The sequence below is a fragment of the Kribbella kalugense genome (genome assembly GCF_004365875.1).
GTDB classification, from domain to species: Bacteria; Actinomycetota; Actinomycetes; order Propionibacteriales; family Kribbellaceae; genus Kribbella; species Kribbella kalugense.
Genome location: NZ_SODF01000003.1, coordinates 363,791 through 383,439 on the forward strand (window position 1 = coordinate 363,791; position 19,649 = coordinate 383,439).

Here is a 19,649-nt window from a genome sequence, read left to right on the forward strand (position 1 = left end):
TCGCCCCACTGAAGGGATCATCCATGCGCAAGCGTGCAGCAGCAGTAGTTCTCACCGCCGGCCTCGCGGCCACCGCCCTACTCGGCGTCGCCACCCCGGCTCAGGCCGCTGACTGGGTCGAGGTCGGCGTCTACCCGACGAAGTTCCAGTGCATCGATGCCGGGCAGACCTACCAGCGCGAGGGCTGGGACTACAGCTGCCGGACCCGGCCGGCCGGCGATTGGCTCCTTTTCATCAAGTAATCGCCGGCGGCGGCGCCACCCCGGTCCGGGGTGGCGCCGTCGTCACTCTCCGAACGGCGGCTTCCAGGTGGCGTTGCCGTCGGTGTAGTGGAAGTAGACCGGGTCGGTGAAGCTCGCGGGGACCTTGCCGAACGACTGGATGACGGTGGTCGCGCCGGTTGCGTGCCCGAGGGCATACAGGTAGCCGGCGTGGGTGTCCCGGTCGATGCCGAGCAGGACCGTGCCGTACTGGCCGCACTGCTGCGCGAGCAACGTCTCGAAGCCCTGCCAAGTCTTAGTGCGTACCTGCTTGACGATCGGCTTCATCGGCGCAGTGGTTGGGATGTGGATCGTGTACAGCGCACCGCCGCGAGTGTTCGCGAGGAACGTGTCGTAGGTCTTGGTCGAGCTGATCAGCGCCATCGACTTGACCGAGGCGAATCCGGGCGCGGACACCTTGCTCCGCCAGACGCCGTTGCTGTCGAGAGTCCAGCGGAACAGCGTGCCGTCGTTGCGGAGTCCATACGTGTTGTGCCGGAGCACCTTGTCGTAGTACGCCGTCTCATCGAGGAAGACGAAGGTCCCCCAGCCGCCGCCGATCCGCTTCACCCCGCCGTCGATGACGCCGTCGTCACCGGTCGAGTACTGGGCGAAGTAGAGCGCGTCCCCGAGGACGCTGTAGCCCGATACGAAGGCGATGCTGATCCCGTCGTCGCCCCGCGACATCGACGAGCTGATCCGGACCGCTCCATCGGGATACACCGCCTTCCCGAGAATCCGGCTGGCCGGGGCCGTCGGCGGCGCCCCCGCGAAGGCGCCCTGCTCCCTGTGGTCGCCCCCAGCCGTCACCGATCCGATCGCCACCGCGCAGCCCCCCACTGCCGCCGTCGCGCTCGGCTTTGCCGCCGCTGTTCCAGGGACCAGGCCTGCCGCCAACAGCAGGGCCGCTGTCGTCGTCCCGAGGATCTTGATCATTTGCACCACCCCTTAGCTGGCTAGATGCTCTCGCGAGGTCATTGGTTATGCCAGCTTCGCGTGTGAGGATGCGAACGTGAGCGATATCGAGGTGCGTACGGCGGAAGCGGCCGAGTTCGAGGCGGTCCAGGCTGTGTTCGGCGGGGCGATGATGTTCGACGCGACGCCCGACGATCTCGGGCGGCAGCTGTTCGAGCCGGAGCGGACGCTGGTCGCGGTCGACGGCGGCGAGGTGATCGGGACCACCCGGGCGTTGACGCGCGAGCTGTCCGTCCCGGGTGCCGTGGTCGACGCGGCCCACGTGACCGGGGTCGGCGTACGGGCGACGCATCGCCGACGCGGAGTGATGTCCTCGCTGATCGGGCGGCAACTGCGCGAGGTGCCGGAGGCGATCGCGGTCCTGTGGGCCAGCGAGTCCGCCATCTACGGCCGCTTCGGGTACGCCGGTGCCGCCTGGGGCATCGGATACGAGATCGAGCTGCACCGCGTTGGCCCGACCAACGAACGGATCCGTCCGGGCGAGCTCGGCGAGCTGACCGTGGACGACGCACTGAAGGAACTGCCACCGCTCCTGCGACGACTGCAAGCCCAGCGGCCCGGGGTCTCCGGCCGATCGGATCTCGGCTGGCAGAAACACCTGCAGGACAAGCCGGATGAGCGCAACGGGCGGCTCGCCCGCCAGATCCTGGTGCACCGGGACGAAGCCGGCACCATCGACGGGTACGCGCTCTGGCGCGGCAAGATGAACTGGACCGCGACCGGTCCGGCCAACGAGGTCAACCTCGAAGAGCTGGTCGCCCCGGACCCCACGGCGTACCGGGCTCTCTGGCAGCACCTGCTGACGATGGACCTGAGCGCCAAGCTCAGCTACGGGTACGCCGCCGTCGACGAACCGCTCCAGCAGCTGGTCAGCACCCCGACAGCCCTCGACCGTCGGCTTAACGAATCGCTCTGGCTCCGCATCACCGACGTACCGCGTGCTCTTCAAGGGCGCCGGTACGTCGTACCGATCAACGTCGTACTCGACGTGACCGACGACCTCATCCAGTCGAACACCGGCCACTTCCACCTGACCGCCGACGGCGACACAGTCACCTGCGAACGCACCGACGCCCCCGCCGACCTGGCCCTCTCGATCACCGAGCTGGGCGCGGTCTACCTGGGCGGCCGCCCGCTCACCGAATTCGCCGCAACCGGCCGAGTCACCGAGCAAACCCCCGGCACCCTCAACCAAACAACCGCAGCCTTCGGTTGGCCGGTCGCCCCGGCCAGCCTGGAGATCTTCTAGTCGTCTGAGCTGAAGAGGGTTTCGCCGTCGTCGGCGCGGGGCTGCTGCTGCCGTTGCGGTTGCTCTTGTTGCGGGGTGGGGCGGCGGCGCATGTGCTCGGGCGGGTCTTCGTCGGCGAGGATGCCGTCGCCGGGCTTGCCTTCGGGGCCGCCGAACAGCAGGTCGGACATCTGCAGGTGGACGTGCTCGACGTGCGGTACGTCGGGGAGCACGACCTGGCCGCGCTCGCCGGCTGACTCGATGTGCAGCGTGCCGCAGCCGAGGATGCGGTCGATCAGCCCGTGCTCGTAGGAGACGTCGTTGATCCGCATCAGCGGGATGTCCCGGCCGGTCCGGGTGAGGATGCCGTGCCGGGTGATCAGCCGCCGGTTGGTGATCGTGTACGTCGAGAAGAACCAGTTCAGGAACGGCTTCAGCGCGAACGTCGCCAGGATCACCACACCGACCGCCAGGATCGCGATCCGCGCCGCGGTCTGCATCGACCCGGACGGCACGATCGCGGCCAGGAAACCACCCGCACCCGCCACCACCAGCAGCAGGAGCACCGGCCCGATCAGCGCCTTCCAGTGCGTCCGGGTGCTGACGACGACGTACTCGTCCTCACCCAACAACTTCGCCGAGATCGCCATACCCCCAGTCTCACAGGTCCCAGGTTCGGTTGTCCCCCCGCGACACGATCGGGTCCGATCGGGTGACAAAGAGGTTTAACACTTCACAAACTGCATACAGTGAGCCAAGATGCGCGAGGGGTTATCAGCTGGGGGACGAGAAGGAGCCGTGATGGCAGTCTTGTCGATACTCGATCGGGAGCACACGATCGCGCCGCCGGGGTACAGCCGCTGGCTGATCCCGCCGGCCGCGCTGGCCGTCCACCTGTGCATCGGGCAGGCGTACGCGACCAGCGTCTACAAGACCTCGATGGTGAAGCACTTCGGCAGCAGTCAGACCGCGGTCGGCGTGGTGTTCAGCATCGCGATCGTGATGCTCGGTCTGTCCGCCGCCGTCGGCGGCACCTGGGTCGAACGCAACGGCCCGCGCAAGGCGATGTTCGTGTCCGCCTGTTTCTGGGCCACCGGCTTCCTGGTCGGCGCGCTCGGCATCGGCACCGGCCAGCTCTGGCTGGTCTACCTCGGGTACGGCGTGATCGGCGGGATCGGCCTGGGTATCGGGTACATCTCCCCCGTATCCACGCTGATCAAGTGGTTCCCGGACCGCCCTGGCCTCGCGACCGGTCTGGCGATCATGGGGTTCGGCGGCGGCGCGCTCGTCGCGAGCCCGTTGTCCCGGCAGCTGCTCAGCCTCTACGACTCCGGCTACGACCCGAACGTCAGCACCTCAGTGGCCAACGGCGGTGCGCTCGTCGGGTTGTTCGTCACGCTGGGCATCGGCTACTTCGTGATCATGATGTTCGGGGTGTTCAACATTCGCGTGCCTGCCGACGGCTGGGCACCGGACGGGTTCGATTCGGCCGCGGTCAAGCAGAAGGCCCTGGTCACCACGGCCAACGTGTCGGCGGCGAACGCGATCAAGACGCCGCAATTCTGGTTCCTGTGGATCGTGCTGTTCTGCAACGTGACCGCGGGTATTGGCATCCTCGAGCAGGCCAGCCCGATGATCCAGGACTTCTTCCGGGGTGACGGCGGCAAGTCGACGGTCGCGGTCGCGGCGGCGGCCGGGTTCGTCGGGCTGCTGTCGATCTTCAACATGGCCGGGCGGTTCGGCTGGTCGACGACGTCGGACGTGATCGGCCGGAAGCCGATCTACGCGATGTACCTCGGCGTCGGGATCATCGCGTACGCCCTGCTCGCCACGGTCGGCCACACCAGCACAGTGGTCTTCGTCCTGCTCGCCGCGATCATCATCTCGTTCTACGGCGGCGGGTTCGCGACGGTTCCGGCGTACCTGCGGGATCTGTTCGGGACGTATCAGGTCGGCGCGATCCACGGCCGGCTGCTGACCGCGTGGTCGGCTGCCGGGATCGCCGGGCCGCTCATCATCAACGGATTCCTCGACCACGAAGGCAAACCGGGCACGCTCACCGCGTCGGCGTACCGGCCGGCGCTGTTCACGATGGTCGGCGTACTGGCGGTCGGCTTCGTCGCCAACCTGCTGATCCGCTCGGTCGCCGAACGATTCCACGAGAAGGCCGATTCCACAGTGGAGGCAGCGCAATGAACCAGACCCCGCGCCTGGTGATCTCCTGGCTCCTGGTCGCCGTCCTCCTCGGGTACGGCGTCATCGAAACCCTGATCACCGCAGCAAAGCTCTTCACGGAATAAAGCGAAAACGATCAAGTACGACGACGCAGGCGGCGGCACGATAGTCCCATGACTGACGTGCTCGCCCGCCTGCTCGCGGTCAACGTTGTGCACGAGGTGATTCGTGGGCCGACTCGGTGGACGGCGATCGACAAGCGGCCGGTGCGTGGGCCGGTCGACGTCGGTGAGCTCGGGCTGGTCGGCGACCGGCAGTGCGACACCCGGTACCACGGCGGCCCGGACAAGGCGCTCGGCGCCTACCTCAAGGTGCTGGAGACGGGTTCGGTCCGCGCCGGCAACCGGATCCTCGTCGTGCATCGGCCGGACGACGGGCCGACTATCGGCGAGGCGTCACGCCGGGCGTAGGTGGGTGACGTCTCCGGCTGCCAGTGGGCGGGGGCCGTCGGGGGTGTCGACGATGAGGCGGCCGTCGTCGGCTAGGTCTCGGGCTTTGCCTTCTAGGAAGGTGCCGTCCGGTAGTTCTACGCGGACCGACTGGCCGAGGGTCGCGGACAGCTCGCGGTACTCCGGGAGGATCGTGTCCGGATCGCCGGCCGCATCGACCCAAGTGCGGTAGCGCGCGGCGAGCTCACGCAGTACCGCTGTCATGACGGTCGCCCGGTTCGTGGTCACCGCCTTCTCCAACGCGAGTGAGGTTGCGGCCTCGTGTGGCTTCTCCGACTCGTGGAGCGTGACGTTGAGGCCGATGCCGACGATCGCGGCCGGTCCCTCGATCCGCTCGAGCAGGATGCCCGCCAGCTTGCGGTTCTCGACCAGTACGTCGTTCGGCCACTTCACCTGCGCCGGCACTTCAGCAACCGCACGCACAGCAGCAGCAACGGCCAGCGGGACCAGCAAACCGAGCCACGGCCACCGTGCAGCCTCAACAGTCACCGGACGCAGCAGAACAGACATGAGCAGTGCAGACCGTGGCGGAGTGGTCCACGTCCGCCCCAGCCGCCCACGACCGGACGACTGGTACTCCGCAGCGACCACAAGCCCCTCTGGCTGACCAGTGGCCGCCGCAGCCGCCACGACCGCGTTGGTCGACGGCGTCTCCGTGAGTACGTCGAGCCGCGTCCACAGCGCACCGGGACGCACCAGGCGCCCCCGCAGGAACTTCTCGTCCAGCGGGGGCCGCTCCAGGTCGCTGAACATCAGCCGGTGTTCTGCAGGCCGGCGGCAACACCCGAGACGGTCAACAGCAGCAGGCGCCGAGTCCTGACGATCTGCGCCTCGTCGAGCGAGTCGTCGGTACGCAGTGTCCGCAGTGCCCGCAACTGCAGGTAGCTCAGCGCGTCGACGTACGGATTGCGCAGCTCGACCGCACGGCCCAGTACGCGCCGCGCCTGCAGCAGCCGGTCCTGGTCGAGCACCTTGAGCACCCACTCGGTCGTGAGCGCGTGCTCGTCGAGCATCCGCTGCGTCAGCTCCGGCCGGTCGCCCAGCTCCAGGTAGCGGCCGAGGATGCGCCGGTCGGTCTTCGCCAGCGACATCTCCGCGTTCTCCAGCATCACCTGGAACAGCGGCCAGTTCTGGTTCGCCTCCCGCAGCAGTGCGACGTCCCCGACCGCGGCAAGCGCCGTACCAAGGCCGTACCAACCAGGTGCGTTCACCCGCGCCTGCGACCAGGCGAACACCCACGGGATCGCCCGCAGGTCCTCCAGCGACGACACCGCCACACCACGCCGGGCCGGACGCGACCCGAGGGGCAGCTGACCCAGCTCCTCCAACGGAGTCACTCGGCCGAACCACTCTGCGAACCCGTCCGCCTTCACCAGCCCGTGGTACGCCGTACGCGCGGCCTCGTCGAGCGTCTTCTCCATCACCGAGAACCGCTCGGCGGCCGCCACGGCCCGCTCCTCGATCGCCGGAGTGGACGCCAGCAGCGTTGCCGCCGTCACCTGCTCGATGTGCCGCTGCGCGATAGCCCTGTTGCCGTACCGTGCCGGGATCGCCTCACCCTGCTCGGTCAGCTTGAACCGACCGGCCACCGACCCAGGGGCCTGCGCAAGTACGGCGCGGTTCGCCGGACCACCGCCGCGACCCAGCGCGCCACCCCGCCCGTGGAACAGGGTCAGCCGGATCGCGTTCCGCTGCGCCCACGCGGTGATCCGCGCCTGCGCGTCGTACAGCGCCAGCGTCGCCGACACCGGACCGACGTCCTTCGCGGAGTCGGAGTACCCGAGCATGACCTCGAAGCGCCGGTCGTTGGCGGTGAGCCGGTGCCGTACCCGGGTCAGCTGGATCGCGTTGTCCAGCACCTCCACCGAGTTCTGCAGGTCCTCACCGGTCTCGAACAGCGGTACGACGTCCAGCTCGATCGGACGCCCGTCCAGCGCGGCGTCGGCCAGCTCGTAGACGGCAGCCAGGTCGCCGGCGTTGCGGGTGAACGACACGACGTACCGGCGGCAGGCGTCGGGGCCGAAGCGTTGCTGGATCTGACCGATCACCCGGAGCGTCGCCAGCACTTCCTCTGTCTGGTCGGACAGCTCGCCACCGCCCAGCACCTCTTCCAGCGCCTTGGCGTGCACCGAGGAGTGCTGACGGATCTCCAGCTCGGCCAGGTGGAAGCCGAACGACTGCACCTGCCAGATGAGTTGCTGCAGCTCGCCGAACGCCTGGCGTGGTGCGCCGGCTGTGACCAGAGAGTCCTGCAGCACCTTGAGCTCGTGCAGGTAGTCCGCGGCCCGCGGGTAACCGAAGTCGGCGTCGCGGGCGCGCGTGGCGGCCAGACGGCGCGCCGCGAGCAGCAGAAGCTGTCGGTGCGGCTCGGACGGTGAACGGCTCTCGATGTCCCCGATCAGCTCGGGGTTGACCGCCCGGGCGTCCTCCAGGATGCGGCGGACCGGAGCGGACGGCGGAGTGGTCCCGGCGTCCAGGGTCAGCGCACGGCCGAGTTTTTCGGTGGCCTGCTCCAGCGCCCGGAGGACGTGGTCGGCCTGGATCTGCATGGCCTCCCGGGTGATCGCGGCGGTGACGTTCGGGTTGCCGTCCCGGTCGCCGCCGATCCATGAGCCCAGGTGCACGAACGGCGCCACCACCGGCGTCCGCGTCCCGGCCGCGTCACCGGCGAGCGCGTCGTCGAGGCGGCGGTAGACGTTGCCCACGACATCGAACAGGGTCTCTTCGAAGACGGCCATCGCCGACCGGACCTCGTCCAGCGGAGAGGGCCGGCTGGTCCGGAGTTGCGACGTACGCCAGAGAACGTCGACCTGCTCGACCAGGCGGCGCCGGTTCTCGGCCAGGTCGCTGTCACCGGCCCGCGGGTCGTGGCGCTCGTCCAGCAGCGACGAGATCCGCCGGATCGTCGCGAGTACGGCGCGGCGCCGGGCCTCGGTCGGGTGGGCAGTCAGCACCGGGCGGAACTCCAGCCCGTTCAGCAGCGCGCGGGCCTGCTGCTCGCCGCTGTCGCGGGTGATCTGCTCGACGGCCTGGGCCAGCTCGGACACCACTGCCTCACTGCCGGCCCGGTCGCGCTCCCGCAGTACCCGGGCGCGGTGCAGTTCCTCGCTCAGGTTGGTCAGGTGGAAGTAGCAGGTGAAGGCCCGGGCGACGTCTTCCGCCCGCTCGTGCGGCCACGAGGCGACTAGTTGCTCGGCCGCGGCGCCGTCACCGGCGATGGTCAGCTCGCGCAGTTTCTCGACGTCGTCGAGCAGCGGCTGACCGGCGTACTCGAGCAGAACCTTGCCCAGGATCTCGCCGAGCAGGCGGACGTCGGCCCTGAGTTCTTCAGGCACCTCGAACCGCGCGCGGGTACGGGTTTCATTACCGGTCTCGGTCACGTTCGCCCACCCTATCGGCGGACGCCCGCGGATGCCGCAGAGTCCGCCCACTGGAAGCCGATCGTGACCGTCCGCACAGCTACTTCACAGTATGTCGATCAGATGTCGAGCAGTACGTCGGTCAGACATTGCCGAAGCCGCCGCCGACGACCTGGGAGACGGTTCTGGCCAGCTCGGCCGGGCTGCGGTCGGTGCCGTCGACCACGAGCATCCGGGCGCTGGCCTCGGTCATCGCGGCCAGCATCTCGGCGAGAACCGGGAGATTCGCGTCGGGATCGGTGACGCCTGGCAGGGACTTGAGCAGGGTCAGTCGCAGGCTCTCGACCAGGAACGCGCGGGCCGCCCGGACCCGCTCGGCGACGACCGGCGCAGCGCCGTACTGCGCGCCGAAGACGATCCGCCAGGACTGCGGTTGTTTCGCGACCGCAGTGAGGAAGGCGGTCAGGCCCTCGAGGACGTGCTCCTCGGGGGTGCCGACGCTCGGGTTCGCGGGGAGTGCCGCGACGATCGAGACGACCAGATGCTGCTCCTCGCGGGCGAGCAGGGCCAGCAGGAGCTCGTCACGGTTCGCGAAGCTGTCGTAGACGACGGGTTTGGTGACACCGGCGGCGTCCGCGACGGACTGCATCGTCGTACCGGGATAGCCGTTCGCTGAGAAGACTTCGAGGGCCGCGTCCAGGATCATCGGCCGCCGGCGCTCGGGCCCGAGGTGCGCTGCCCGGCTGCGCTTCTCGGGACTGTCGACCACTTGACAAACCTACCGCATCGTAGGAAATTCCTACAGTCCGGTAGGAAAGCCGCGGGGGTGGTTGATGACCGAGCGAGGCAGCGCAGGCTGGCTCGAGTCCGAGGGCATCGCCACCCTGGATGCGAGCGAGCTCGCCCGGTTGGTCGACCGGACGTCGGAGCGGGAGCTCCGGCATCGTCTCATCGGGGGAGTACGAGAGGTCGCGTTGCGCGAGATCTTTCGCCGGATGCCGGAGTACCTCCGACCCGCCCGGGCCGCCGGGTTCGACGCTGTGATCAGCTGGCAGATCACCGGCGCGGGCGGGGCCGGTCGCCCGGACGCGGTCGACGAGTACTGGATCCGCGTCCACGACGGCCGCTGCACGGTCCTCCTCACACACCCGGGGATCGCGGACATCTCGATCCGCACCGACCCGACCACCCTGCTCCGCATCGTCACCGGCAACGAGGACCCGGTCCTCGCGGTCCTCAAACAACGCCTCTCGGTCCGCGGCGACCTAGCCCAGGCAGCCCGCCTGACCAAACTCTTCGCCGTCGGCCCCGCCTGATCCACCGCTCAGCGGTCAAGAGTCTTGCCGGACTGGTCGGTGGCGGTCCGCCCGTTCGCATCGGGGGCCGGAGTCGGGATCTTGACACTGGCGAACGTCGTCGCGGCCGGATCATGCCCCGGCGCGAACCTCGCGGCGGCGCTCTGACGACCCGCCTTCCGGTCGGCCTCCGCCGAGTCGCGCTGCGCATCGCCAGGACTCTCTTCGTAGGTCTTGACGATCTCGAGGCTTAGCCGGGCCAGGTACTCGCCGTACCCGGCGCCATCGTTGACCTCCTGGGCGGCCAGGCCGGTGTAACCGCCGCCGCGCCATCTCTCCACTTGTTCCGGGAGGTCGTCGAAGTACTGGTCGATGGTGTCCGCGATGATCCGGGCGGCGAACGGCTGTTCATGCGGCGAGACTCCGGAGCCGGACACCAGCCGGTGCGCGGCGGCCATCGCGATGCCGGCCCGCCCCTGGCCGGCCATCCTCCGCAGCGTCTCGTTCGGGAACTCGGTCCCCTTGGCCGCATCGACCGCCTGCGCGAACGCCCGCGCGGCCGGCGCGTATTCGGAGTCCCGGTACGCCGGTTCCGTCGTACGCAACTGCTCCGCCGCCTGGGCCGGCACTGTCCGCTCGATGATGTCGTCGAGGTGATCCTCGGCGAGCGCGTTGGCGACCGCGTTCTGCAGCGCGATGAATCGCGGTGCGACCGAATCGGCCGCGGCTTCGTTCCGCCCGTTGTAGCCGTACGGAACCGCCAACCGCACGTACTGCGTGGCGATCTTCTGGATGCCCTGGCTCGCCGTCGCCGCCCGCTCCGGTGACAGCGGACCGTCCGTGCCGTCCGCGGTCAGGTCCCGCACCGCCAGTGCCTCGTCCTGGGTGAGTCGAAGCGCGTATTCGGTCTGTCGGCCGACTGTCTCCGGGGACGGTACGTCGCCGTCCCACAATGACTGCTGCGTGCCGGTCAGTTCGTGAACGGCGAGCTGGATCCGCTGCGCCTGCTCGTACAGGTTCGCGGCCCGATCCGGGGCGTACGGCGACGCCTCCGTCCCGGGATGCTGGGCCAGGAACTCGTGGAGCTTATGCACCTGATCGGTGGCCCACGAGTTCATCTCGTCGACCGAGGTGGCGCCGCCGGCGATGTCGTCGCGCCGGTTCTCGACGATCTCGGTCAGTTCACGTTCCCGTGCCTCCCGCGGGTCGCGCGACGCGAAGTTCGCCTCGAGCCGTTGGGCGGCCAGCCGGACGACGGCCTCCTGCTGCCGGCCGCCGGGCAGCGTCGCGAAGCCGGGGTCACGGTCCAGCAGTTTGCCGGCGACGGTCGGCGCAACCGCGCCACGGCCGGCGGCGACGAGCTCGCGGAGAACGTCCTTGTCCGTCTGACTGAACCGCACACCGACGGCGAACGCGAGCGCCCGCGCGGCCGAGACATCGCCTTCGAGGACCGGCTGCGCGAACACGCCGAGATCGTCCCGCCGGCCGTTGGTGAACACGTGCCGAGGCAACTCCGACACCGCGGACTCGGCGTACGCCCTGCTCACCGCCCAGCCGAGCCGGTCGCGCTGCTCCTGGTCGGCCGATTCCGGCACCGAGCCCTGAGGCTCGAGCCGGTTCGCGGCCCGGGCGACCATCTCGGTCAGCAGGACCCGGATGGCGGGCCGCTCGTCGTACGCCTCCTCGAAGGCGTCGTCGGCGGGCTCGGTATCGTCCGGATCCAGCTGCCACGGGTCCCGCGCGAGCACCGCACTACGGCTCGGCGCCAGTCGCGCCGGGACATCGAGGTTGTTCGCGAGCCGATCGAGCAGGTGTTCCTCGGTCGGCGACAGCCCGGCTAGCAGCTCATCGGTCCTCGCGCGGCACCGGCGGCCGGTGTCGTGCTCGACGAACTGGACGACCCGTTGGACGAGGAGTTCGACAGTCGGATCCGCCACGGACCGCAACCTACCGGCGACCGGGTTCAGATCGGCCCGTTGCGGCGGGCGTCACAGGCGAGGCGGCGTACTGGCGCGTAGGCTGCGCGTTCATGGGAGAGACCGTGAACATCCACACCACCGCCGGGAAGGTCGCGGACCTCGAGCACCGGCTCGACGATGCCGTGCACGCCGGGTCGGAGCGGGCGGTGGAGAAGCAGCATGCGCGGGGCAAGAAGACCGCCCGCGAGCGGATCACGCTGCTGCTGGACGAGGGTTCCTTCTCCGAGCTGGACGAGTTCGCCCGGCACCGGTCGACCAGCTTCGGCCTGGACGCCAATCGCCCGTACGGCGACGGCGTGGTGACCGGGTTCGGCACCATCGACGGCCGTCAGGTGTGCGTGTTCGCCCAGGACTTCACCGTCTTCGGCGGTTCGCTGGGCGAGGTGTTCGGCGAGAAGATCGTCAAGGTGATGGACCTGGCGATGAAGATCGGCTGCCCGCTGATCGGCATCAACGACTCCGGCGGCGCCCGGATCCAGGAGGGCGTGGTCAGCCTCGGCCTGTACGGCGAGATCTTCCGCCGCAACGTCCGCGCGTCCGGCGTGATCCCGCAGATCTCGCTGATCATGGGCCCGTGTGCCGGCGGCGCGGTCTACTCCCCCGCGGTCACCGACTTCACGGTCATGGTCGACGAGTCGTCGTACATGTTCATCACCGGCCCCGACGTGATCAAGACCGTCACCGGTGAGGACGTCAGCCAGGAAGAGCTCGGCGGCGCCCGCACGCACAACACCAAGTCCGGCAACGCGCACTACCTCGGCAGCGACGAGGAGGACGCGATCGAGTGGGTCAAGGCGCTGGTCGGTCACCTCCCGCAGAACAACCTCGAGGACCCGCCGGTGTACGACGCCCCGGCCGACCTGGAGCTGACCGAGACGGACCTCGCGCTCGACACCCTGATCCCGGACTCGCCGAACCAGCCGTACGACATGCACACCGCGATCGAGACGGTCGTCGACGACGGCGACTTCCTCGAGGTGCACGCGCTGTTCGCGCCGAACATCATCGTCGGCTTCGGCCGGGTCGAGGGCCGTCCGGTCGGCGTGGTCGCGAACCAGCCGATGCAGTTCGCCGGCACCCTCGACATCGACGCGTCCGAGAAAGCGGCCCGGTTCGTCCGGACCTGCGACGCGTTCAACCTGCCGATCCTGACCTTCGTCGACGTCCCCGGGTTCCTGCCCGGCACCGACCAGGAGTGGAACGGCATCATCCGCCGCGGCGCCAAGCTGATCTACGCGTACGCCGAGGCGACCGTGCCGATGATCACCGTCATCACCCGCAAGGCCTACGGCGGCGCGTACGACGTGATGGGCTCGAAGCACCTCGGCGCCGACATGAACATCGCCTGGCCGACCGCGCAGATCGCGGTGATGGGGGCCCAGGGCGCGGTCAACATCCTGCACCGCCGCGAACTCGCCGCGGCCGAGGACGTCGAGACCCGCCGCCAGGAGCTGATTACCGAGTACGAGGACCACCTGGCCAACCCGTACATCGCGGCCGAGCGCGGTTACATCGACGCGGTCATCAAGCCGAGCGAAACCCGCCCGGAGATCATCCGCGCCCTCCGCTTGCTCCGCACCAAACGCGACACCCTGCCCCCGAAGAAGCATGGGAACATCCCACTGTGATCAAGATCGTCAAAGGCGACCCGACGCCGGAGGAGCTAGCCGCTCTCATCACCGTCATCGCGGCCCGCGCGGCGGCACCTGCTCCTGCTGCGGATCCGGAGCGCGCCAGCAACTGGGCGACGTACTGGCGCAACGCCCGTACGCCGTTCCACCCAGGCCCGGGCCAGTGGCGCGCGTCCGCTCACCCTTAACCGGGCCTGGAGTCAGGTGCGGCGGAAGCGGGTCAGGGTGTAGAGGGGGGTCTGGCCGGTGTTGCGGGTTGGGCCGGGGAAGGTGGTGGCACCGTCCAGGACGAGGCCGTGGCGGGCGGCTGTCGCGACCAGGTGGGACAGGGCGTCTTGGGAGCGGGCGTCGGTGGGGACACGGCCGTCGGCGTAGCGGCTGGCGTCGGTTTTCTCCGTGGTGGTGATGAAGACGCCGTCGGTTCGCAGTACGCGGGCGACCTCGGCGATCACCGGCTCGCTGTCGTCGAGGAGGTGGAGCAGCCAGATGGCCACCACCGCGTCGCAGCGGCGGTCCGCGACCGGCAACGTCGCGGCGTCCGCCGCCAGCACGTGGCCCGGCAAACGCAGCCGCGCGTGCTGGAGCATCGCCGGCGAGAGGTCGACGCCGTGCACTAAGTTGCCAAGAGCAACCAATTCGGCGCCGACGATGCCTGTCCCGACGGCGAGCTCCAGGACCCGACCGCCCTTGGGCAGCAGCGAATCGACCGCCGCGGCCGCAGCCTGGGCTCGGGGCAGACCGCCGCGCGTGTCGTCGTAGCTGTAGGCAACGTCCTCGTCATAGGTGTACGTCGACGTGGTCTTCCACAGCTCCGGCCAGGCGATATCGACCTGGGCGAGCATGCGGCGAAGTAGCGGAAGGGACAGCCCGACGACGTTGTGGTAATCGCCTTCGACGCCGGTGACGAACGGGCCACCGAGTCCGTCGACGGTGAAGGAGCCGGCCACGACGAGCGGTTCGCCGGTGGCGACGTACGCGTCGATCTCGGCGTCGGTGAGGTCGGCGAAGAAGACCTTGGTGGACTCGAGTTCGCGCAACTCCTGCTTCGCGTTGGTGTCGATCAGGCAGTGCCCGGTGTGCAGTACGCCGGTCCTGCCGCGCATCGCCCGCAGGCGTTCGCGGGCCACGTCCGGCGTACCGGGTTTGCCGTAGGCGACACCGTCGAACTCGAGGACCGAGTCGCAGCCGAGGACGGTTCCGTGGTCGGTCAGGTTCGCGACCACCGCGCGAGCCTTCAGCGTGGCCAGCAGACGGGCGAGCTCACCGGGACTCTCCGCGGTGATGTTGTCCTCGTCGACGCCGGAGACGATCACCTCCGGCTCGACGCCCGCACTGCGCAAGGTCTGCAGTCGCGCCGGCGACGCCGACGCGAGGACGAGACGGACACTCATAGCTTCGCCAGCGCCCGGCGCAGCGGGTCGAGGCCGATCGATCCGAGGTTGAGCGCGTCCCGATGGAACGCTCGCAGATCGAACGCGGATCCCTTGCGCTGCTTGGCTTCCTCCCGCGCCTGCAGCCAGATCCGCTCACCGACTTTGTACGACGGCGCTTGCCCGGGCCACCCGAGGTACCGGTTCAGCTCGGCCCGCAGGAACTCGGTCTCCATCCTGCTGTGTGCCCGCAGGAACTCGAACCCGAGGTCGGCGTTCCACCGCTCGCCCGGCCGCCAGCCGAACGGGTTGTCCCGCGGGACCTCCAGCTCGAGGTGCATGCCGATGTCGACGATGACCCGCGCCGCCCGGAAGCCCTGCGCGTCCAGCATGCCGAACCGCGCGCCCGGATCCTCGAGGTATCCCAGCTCCTCCATCAGACGTTCGGCGTACAGCGCCCAGCCCTCGCCGTGACCGGAGACCCAGCAGGCGATCCGCTGCCAGCGGTTCAGCAGGTCGGTCCGCAGCATCGTCTGGGCGACCTGGAGGTGATGCCCGGGCACGCCCTCGTGGTACACGGTGGTGACCTCGCGCCAGGTAGCGAACGTTTCGACGCCGCTCGGCACCGCCCACCACATCCGGCCCGGCCTGCTGGTCAAGTCCTCGCTCGGCTGCGTGTAGTAGATCGCGCCGTCCGAGGTCGGGGCGATCATGCACTCCAGCGTGCGGATCTCGTCGGCGATGTCGAAGTGCGTCCCGCCCAGCTCGGCGACGGCCGCGTCGGACAGCTGCTGCATCCAGTCCCGGAACGCGTCCTTGCCTTGGATCGTGCGCGCCGGGTCGTTGTCCAGCAGTGCGGCGGTCGCCTCGATGTTCCGGTCGCCGCCGTTCAGGTCGGCCGCGATCGCCTGCATGTCGGCCTCGATCCGGGCCAGCTCGGCCCAACCCCAGGCGTACGTCTCCTCGAGGTCGATCGCCGCACCGAGGAAACTGCGCGAGGCGAGCTCGTACACCTCTCGGCCGCACGCGTCCCGCTCCGGCGCCCGGGGCGCGAGGTCGGTGGTCAGCCAGGCGCCGAACTGGTCGAAGGCCTTCCGTGCCGATGCGGCCGCGGCCTCGACCGTCGGCTTCACCGCACCGTCCGGCGCCTGCGCGGCGAGGCCGGCGAAGAAGTCGTCGCCGTCGGCGCCGGTCCAGCTGGCGATCCGCTCAGCCAGCCCGTTCACCTGCCGGACGGCGGAGATCCGGCCTTCCGCGGCCTGCTCGAGCAGCGTGTCGCGGTACCCGTCGAGCGTCGTACCGAGCTGGTTGAGCCGGATCGCGACCGTCTCCCAGTCCTGCTCGGTGTCGGTCGCCATCAGGTCGAACACCTGCCGCAGCGCCGCCGGGACCGATGCGATCGCGTTCAGCTGATGCTGCGGTACGCCGGCCTCGTAGGACTCGAGCTCCAGCCCGAGCCGCTCCACGAACGCGTCCTTGGCGACCTCTTCCCGCGGGCTCGCGGGCTCGGTCGACCGCGCCGCCGCGAGGGACTGCCGGGTGTGTTCGATCCGCGCCTCGAACCCGGCCGGCGTGAAGTCCGGCAGCTCGTGGTCGTGGCCGGCGATCCCCAGCTCGGTGGCCAGCAGCGGGTCGAGCACGATCTCCTGCTCGAGGTGCCGTTCAGCCAGCTGGTCGATCGGACTGTTCGGTGTACGGGCATCAGTCACAGGGGCGACCCTACCGCCCAGGGGCGGACGATACTGACCTGTTTGTTGCCGATACTGTGGCCGTTGCTTTTGACGCACAGGAGAGGAACGGCGTTGAGCCAGCCACCCTACGGGCCGCCCGGCCAGAACCCGCCGTACCCCCAGAATCAGAACCAGCAGTATCCCCAGCAGTACCAGCAGCCCGGCCCGCCGCAATATCAGCAGGGTCCGCCGCCTGGTGCTTACGGACCGCCACCAGGCCAGTACGGCGGTCCGCACCAAGGTCCGCCGCAGTACGGGCCGCCGCCGCGGGGACCCGGCTTCGGCTGGGGTCCTAGCTTCGGGGGACCTGGTGGTCCGGGCGGTCCCGGTCCGGGGTGGCAGCCGCAGCGGCCGCGGAAGAAGTCGAAGGCCCCGCTGATCGCGATCCTGTCGATCGTCGGCGTGGCCCTCGTCGGTGTCTGGATCATCGGCATCGTCAAGAAGAACGCCGACAACACCACCACTCCGCCGGTCAGCCCCACCCGCTACACCCCGGAGCCGACGACCTCGACCTCCACCGAACCCACGGAAGAGCCGACCACCGAACCGCCGACGCAGGAGCCGACCAGCACGGAGACGACGTCGTCGACCCCGCAGAAGCCCGCGGACTCGACCATCGTCTCGAAGAACGCGATCTACAAGGTCGGCCAGATGCGGCCGATCAACTGCAAGGAGCCGAAGGTCCGGCCGACCAACGCCCGGAACGCGGCCGCCTACTGGACCGCGATCAAGCCCTGCCTGGACAAGTCGTGGGCGCCGCTGGTGGCCAAGGCCGGCTACAAGTTCAAGGCCCCGACGATGACGTTCTGGGCGGGTACGAACGCGACCGGCCCGTGCGGTTCCGGCCCGGTCAACGTGCCGTACTACTGCTCGGTCAACAACAACCTGTACATGAAGGTCGACGTCTTCGTGGAGTCGTACAACGAGTACCCCGACGCGGAGTCCAAGGCGTACGCGCGGATGTGGTACACCCGCTCGGTCGCGCACGAGTACGGTCACGGCGTACAGAACATGACCGGCATCCTGCAGGCGTCGGACAACCTCCGCTACGAGCTGACCGACTACGACGACCGGATGCGGCAGACCCGGCGGATGGAGCTGCAGGCGAACTGCTTCGCCGGCGTCTTCCTGGCCGTGAACAAGCGGAGCTACCCGATCAGCGGCGAGATGCTCTACGTCTGGAACAAGTGGGTCCTCACCGCCGGCGACAAGCCGGAGGAGGGCGACCACGGCAGCGTGGCCAGCCAGAAGCGGTTCATGGGGATGTCGTTCCGGACCGGCAACCCGGCCAGTTGCAACACGTTCGCAGTTTCACCCAAGTACGTCAGCTGATCCCGGCGGCGCGACCTGCTGCCAGGAGTCGAGCAGGATGTCGCGCAGCTCGTCGGCGTCCTCGAGCGCCGCGAGGCGGGCCCGAACCCAGTTCGAGCCCGCCTCGTGCTTCGGCACCCAGAACTTCTCGGGTTCCGCCGCGATCAGCTCCTCGCGTTCCAGCCGGGGACACCGCACCGCGAACGACGTCTGGTCGTCCGGCACCGTGACGAACATCCGCCCGGCCACGTCGAACGTCGGGTGCCCCCAACGCTGCTTCTCCACCGTCTCCGGGAGGGACAGGGCGATCCGTCGTACGTCGTCAGCGTCCAGCACGGTCACACTGTAGAACGTCGCCGACCCGGGAGCAGGAGTCCGATGACCGCACCCACGGCGACGATCGCGGCGCCGGTCCAGACTGCGGGGACCAGGCCTTCGGCGTACCGCACCGGCGACTCGTAGGAGCCGGCCGAGGCGAAGACCGAGGCCAGTACGGCGACGCCCATCGCGACCCCGACCTCGCGGATGGTGTTGTTCGTACCGGAAGCGACACCTCGGTCAGCATCCGACGCACTGTTCATCACCACGCTCGCCGACGGCGCGAAGGTCAGCCCCATCCCGACTCCGGCGAGGACGAACGGTACGACGAAGTCGCCGTACTGCACCGTCGCCGACGTGATCAGCGCGATCCACCCGAGCGCACCGGCCAGGAACACCTGCCCGACGACGATCAGCATCCGCGGACCGACCCGGTCGACGATCAAGCCCGCGATCGGCGCGACCACCAGCGGCGCGGCCGTCCACGGCAGCGTCCGAACGCCGGACTGGAACGGCGTGTAGTGCTGCACGACCTGGAAGAACTGCGCCAGCAGGAACACCGACCCGAACACGCCGACCGAGAAGGTGAACGAGACCACGTTCACCACGCTGAACGACCGGACCGAGAACAGCCGCAGCGGCAGCATCGGTGCGGCCGTACGTCGCTCCCAGCCGACGAACGCAGCCAGTAGGACCACGCCCGCGATCAGCGATCCGAGCACAGTGCCCGACGTCCATCCGTCGTCGGCCCCGTGCACGACACCCCAGACGATGGACAGTACGCCGGCCGTCGCCAGAACCAATCCGAGCAGGTCGAGCCGCTTCGCCGTACCGCGTGATTCGGTGAGGACGCGGGCGGCGAGCAGTACGGCGAGCACGCCGACCGGGACGTTGAGCCAGAAGATCCACTGCCAGTTCAGGCCGTCCACGACGGCTCCGCCGACCACCGGACCGACTGCGACGCCGAGGCCGGAGATTCCGCCCCAGATGCCGATCGCGGCGCTCCGCTGTTTCTCCGGTACGGCGCCCGCCAGCAAGGTCAGCGACAGCGGCATCACGGCCGCGGCACCGATGCCCTGGATCGCGCGGAAGGCGGTCAGCATCCACGGCTCGGTCGCCAGCGCGCAGGCGGCCGACGCGAGCGTGAACAGCGTGATCCCGGCCAGGAACATCCGCCGACGGCCGAGCCGGTCGCCGATCGCGGCCGCGGTCAGCAGCAGCGCGGCGAAGGACAGTGTGTAGGCGTTCACGAACCATTGCAGGTCGGACAACGACGCGCCCAGCTCGCCCTTGATCACCGGCAGCGCGTTCGTCACGACCAAGTTGTCCAGCGTGACCATGAAGGTGGGAATCCCCACCGCGGCCAGCACCACCCCGAGCCCACGACTCCGGGGCGTCGCCACTTGCCTCTCATCGAGAGCGGTCGATGTCATCTCGAACTCCTAGTTGTAATTGACTGATAACAAGCTCAACCACGAGAGTATGCATCCACTGATAACATGTCAAGCA

At 69.0% G+C, this 19,649-nt stretch carries 19 protein-coding genes; 9 read left to right on the forward strand and 10 right to left on the reverse strand.

The features are described 5' to 3' along the window. The first annotated feature begins 23 nt into the window (after nt 1–23). Nucleotides 24–242 (forward strand): hypothetical protein, encoded by a 219-nt coding sequence (locus EV650_RS33060; protein ID WP_134123093.1) that lies wholly within the window; start codon nt 24–26, stop codon nt 240–242. A 42-nt stretch (nt 243–284) separates the two neighbouring features. Here EV650_RS33060 and EV650_RS33065 read toward each other — a convergent pair whose 3' ends face one another. Further along, nucleotides 285–1,196 (reverse strand): hypothetical protein, encoded by a 912-nt coding sequence (locus tag EV650_RS33065; RefSeq protein ID WP_166678368.1) that lies wholly within the window; start codon nt 1,194–1,196, stop codon nt 285–287. A 76-nt stretch (nt 1,197–1,272) separates the two neighbouring features. Here EV650_RS33065 and EV650_RS33070 point away from each other — a divergent pair, with 76 nt between their 5' ends. Then, nucleotides 1,273–2,484, forward strand: a complete 1,212-nt coding sequence (locus tag EV650_RS33070) for a GNAT family N-acetyltransferase (RefSeq protein WP_134123094.1) — start codon at nt 1,273–1,275, stop codon at nt 2,482–2,484. Here the strand turns inward: EV650_RS33070 and EV650_RS33075 are convergent. Continuing rightward, nucleotides 2,481–3,113 (reverse strand): PH domain-containing protein, encoded by a 633-nt coding sequence (locus EV650_RS33075; protein WP_134123095.1) that lies wholly within the window; start codon nt 3,111–3,113, stop codon nt 2,481–2,483. The genes EV650_RS33070 and EV650_RS33075 overlap by 4 nt on opposite strands. Nucleotides 3,114–3,264: 151 nt before the next feature. Here EV650_RS33075 and EV650_RS33080 point away from each other — a divergent pair, with 151 nt between their 5' ends. From EV650_RS33080 to EV650_RS40785, 3 genes are read left to right on the forward strand one after another with little or no spacing between them, the layout of a single operon-like run. Next, nucleotides 3,265–4,659, forward strand: coding sequence for an OFA family MFS transporter (locus tag EV650_RS33080; RefSeq protein ID WP_134123096.1), 1,395 nt, complete (start codon nt 3,265–3,267; stop codon nt 4,657–4,659). Continuing rightward, the gene (locus tag EV650_RS41585) at nt 4,656–4,763 is read left to right on the forward strand and encodes an MFS transporter small subunit (protein WP_439648821.1); all 108 of its coding nucleotides are present in this window, start codon (nt 4,656–4,658) and stop codon (nt 4,761–4,763) included. The genes EV650_RS33080 and EV650_RS41585 overlap by 4 nt, the downstream gene beginning before the upstream one ends. A 48-nt stretch (nt 4,764–4,811) precedes the next feature. Beyond that, entirely contained in the window at nt 4,812–5,108 is a 297-nt protein-coding gene (locus EV650_RS40785) for an MOSC domain-containing protein (RefSeq protein ID WP_202875146.1), read from the forward strand. Here the strand turns inward: EV650_RS40785 and EV650_RS33090 are convergent. From EV650_RS33090 to EV650_RS33100, 3 genes are all read right to left on the reverse strand, one after another. After that, nucleotides 5,094–5,900, reverse strand: coding sequence for a biotin--[acetyl-CoA-carboxylase] ligase (locus EV650_RS33090; RefSeq protein ID WP_134123097.1), 807 nt, complete (start codon nt 5,898–5,900; stop codon nt 5,094–5,096). The genes EV650_RS40785 and EV650_RS33090 overlap by 15 nt on opposite strands. Further along, nucleotides 5,900–8,527, reverse strand: coding sequence for a phosphoenolpyruvate carboxylase (locus EV650_RS33095; protein ID WP_134123098.1), 2,628 nt, complete (start codon nt 8,525–8,527; stop codon nt 5,900–5,902). Before EV650_RS33095 ends, EV650_RS33090 begins: the two co-directional genes overlap by 1 nt. A gap of 121 nt (nt 8,528–8,648) precedes the next feature. After that, a complete protein-coding gene (locus EV650_RS33100) occupies nt 8,649–9,275 on the reverse strand; it encodes a TetR/AcrR family transcriptional regulator (protein WP_134123099.1) in 627 nt (208 codons plus the stop codon). A 64-nt stretch (nt 9,276–9,339) separates the two neighbouring features. Between EV650_RS33100 and EV650_RS33105 the strand changes: the two genes are divergently transcribed. Further along, nucleotides 9,340–9,822, forward strand: a complete 483-nt coding sequence (locus EV650_RS33105) for an SCP2 sterol-binding domain-containing protein (protein ID WP_134123100.1) — start codon at nt 9,340–9,342, stop codon at nt 9,820–9,822. 8 nt (nt 9,823–9,830) lie between these two features. On the opposite strand, the gene EV650_RS33110 is transcribed toward EV650_RS33105, so the two are convergent. After that, entirely contained in the window at nt 9,831–11,738 is a 1,908-nt protein-coding gene (locus EV650_RS33110) for a hypothetical protein (RefSeq protein ID WP_134123101.1), read from the reverse strand. Nucleotides 11,739–11,830: 92 nt separating this feature from the next. Here EV650_RS33110 and EV650_RS33115 point away from each other — a divergent pair, with 92 nt between their 5' ends. After that, on the forward strand, nt 11,831–13,408 hold the full coding sequence (locus EV650_RS33115) for an acyl-CoA carboxylase subunit beta (RefSeq protein ID WP_134123102.1): 1,578 nt from the start codon (nt 11,831–11,833) through the stop codon (nt 13,406–13,408). After that, the gene (locus EV650_RS33120) at nt 13,405–13,599 is read left to right on the forward strand and encodes an acyl-CoA carboxylase subunit epsilon (RefSeq protein ID WP_134123103.1); all 195 of its coding nucleotides are present in this window, start codon (nt 13,405–13,407) and stop codon (nt 13,597–13,599) included. Before EV650_RS33115 ends, EV650_RS33120 begins: the two co-directional genes overlap by 4 nt. A gap of 12 nt (nt 13,600–13,611) precedes the next feature. Here the strand turns inward: EV650_RS33120 and EV650_RS41530 are convergent, their stop codons facing one another. Both EV650_RS41530 and EV650_RS33130 read right to left on the reverse strand, forming a co-directional pair. After that, nucleotides 13,612–14,802: a Maf family nucleotide pyrophosphatase gene (locus tag EV650_RS41530; RefSeq protein WP_134123104.1), complete on the reverse strand. Its 1,191-nt coding sequence runs from the start codon at nt 14,800–14,802 to the stop codon at nt 13,612–13,614. Continuing rightward, on the reverse strand, nt 14,799–16,490 hold the full coding sequence (locus tag EV650_RS33130) for a DUF885 domain-containing protein (RefSeq protein ID WP_202875148.1): 1,692 nt from the start codon (nt 16,488–16,490) through the stop codon (nt 14,799–14,801). The genes EV650_RS41530 and EV650_RS33130 overlap by 4 nt, the downstream gene beginning before the upstream one ends. 93 nt (nt 16,491–16,583) lie before the next feature. On the opposite strand from EV650_RS33130, the gene EV650_RS33135 reads away from it, so the two are divergent. Then, the gene (locus EV650_RS33135; RefSeq protein ID WP_134123105.1) at nt 16,584–17,843 is read left to right on the forward strand and encodes a neutral zinc metallopeptidase; all 1,260 of its coding nucleotides are present in this window, start codon (nt 16,584–16,586) and stop codon (nt 17,841–17,843) included. Here EV650_RS33135 and EV650_RS33140 read toward each other — a convergent pair. Together EV650_RS33140 and EV650_RS33145 are read right to left on the reverse strand one after the other, a co-directional pair. Further along, the gene (locus EV650_RS33140; protein ID WP_134123106.1) at nt 17,823–18,158 is read right to left on the reverse strand and encodes an MmcQ/YjbR family DNA-binding protein; all 336 of its coding nucleotides are present in this window, start codon (nt 18,156–18,158) and stop codon (nt 17,823–17,825) included. The genes EV650_RS33135 and EV650_RS33140 overlap by 21 nt on opposite strands. 2 nt (nt 18,159–18,160) lie before the next feature. Next, on the reverse strand, nt 18,161–19,573 hold the full coding sequence (locus EV650_RS33145) for a DHA2 family efflux MFS transporter permease subunit (protein WP_134123107.1): 1,413 nt from the start codon (nt 19,571–19,573) through the stop codon (nt 18,161–18,163). Nucleotides 19,574–19,649: the final 76 nt, after the last annotated feature.

Excerpts from the sequence above, each read along its gene's own strand:
- EV650_RS33060 (WP_134123093.1), top strand. The coding sequence starts at position 24 with ATGCGCAAGCGTGCAGCAGCAGTAGTTCTCACCGCCGGCCTCGCGGCC.
- EV650_RS33065 (WP_166678368.1), bottom strand. The coding sequence starts at position 1,196 with ATGATCAAGATCCTCGGGACGACGACAGCGGCCCTGCTGTTGGCGGCA.
- EV650_RS33075 (WP_134123095.1), bottom strand. The coding sequence starts at position 3,113 with ATGGCGATCTCGGCGAAGTTGTTGGGTGAGGACGAGTACGTCGTCGTC.
- EV650_RS33080 (WP_134123096.1), top strand. The coding sequence starts at position 3,265 with ATGGCAGTCTTGTCGATACTCGATCGGGAGCACACGATCGCGCCGCCG.
- EV650_RS41585 (WP_439648821.1), top strand. The coding sequence starts at position 4,656 with ATGAACCAGACCCCGCGCCTGGTGATCTCCTGGCTCCTGGTCGCCGTC.
- EV650_RS40785 (WP_202875146.1), top strand. The coding sequence starts at position 4,812 with ATGACTGACGTGCTCGCCCGCCTGCTCGCGGTCAACGTTGTGCACGAG.
- EV650_RS33090 (WP_134123097.1), bottom strand. The coding sequence starts at position 5,900 with ATGTTCAGCGACCTGGAGCGGCCCCCGCTGGACGAGAAGTTCCTGCGG.
- EV650_RS33105 (WP_134123100.1), top strand. The coding sequence starts at position 9,340 with ATGACCGAGCGAGGCAGCGCAGGCTGGCTCGAGTCCGAGGGCATCGCC.
- EV650_RS33115 (WP_134123102.1), top strand. The coding sequence starts at position 11,831 with ATGGGAGAGACCGTGAACATCCACACCACCGCCGGGAAGGTCGCGGAC.
- EV650_RS41530 (WP_134123104.1), bottom strand. The coding sequence starts at position 14,802 with ATGAGTGTCCGTCTCGTCCTCGCGTCGGCGTCGCCGGCGCGACTGCAG.
- EV650_RS33145 (WP_134123107.1), bottom strand. The coding sequence starts at position 19,573 with ATGACATCGACCGCTCTCGATGAGAGGCAAGTGGCGACGCCCCGGAGT.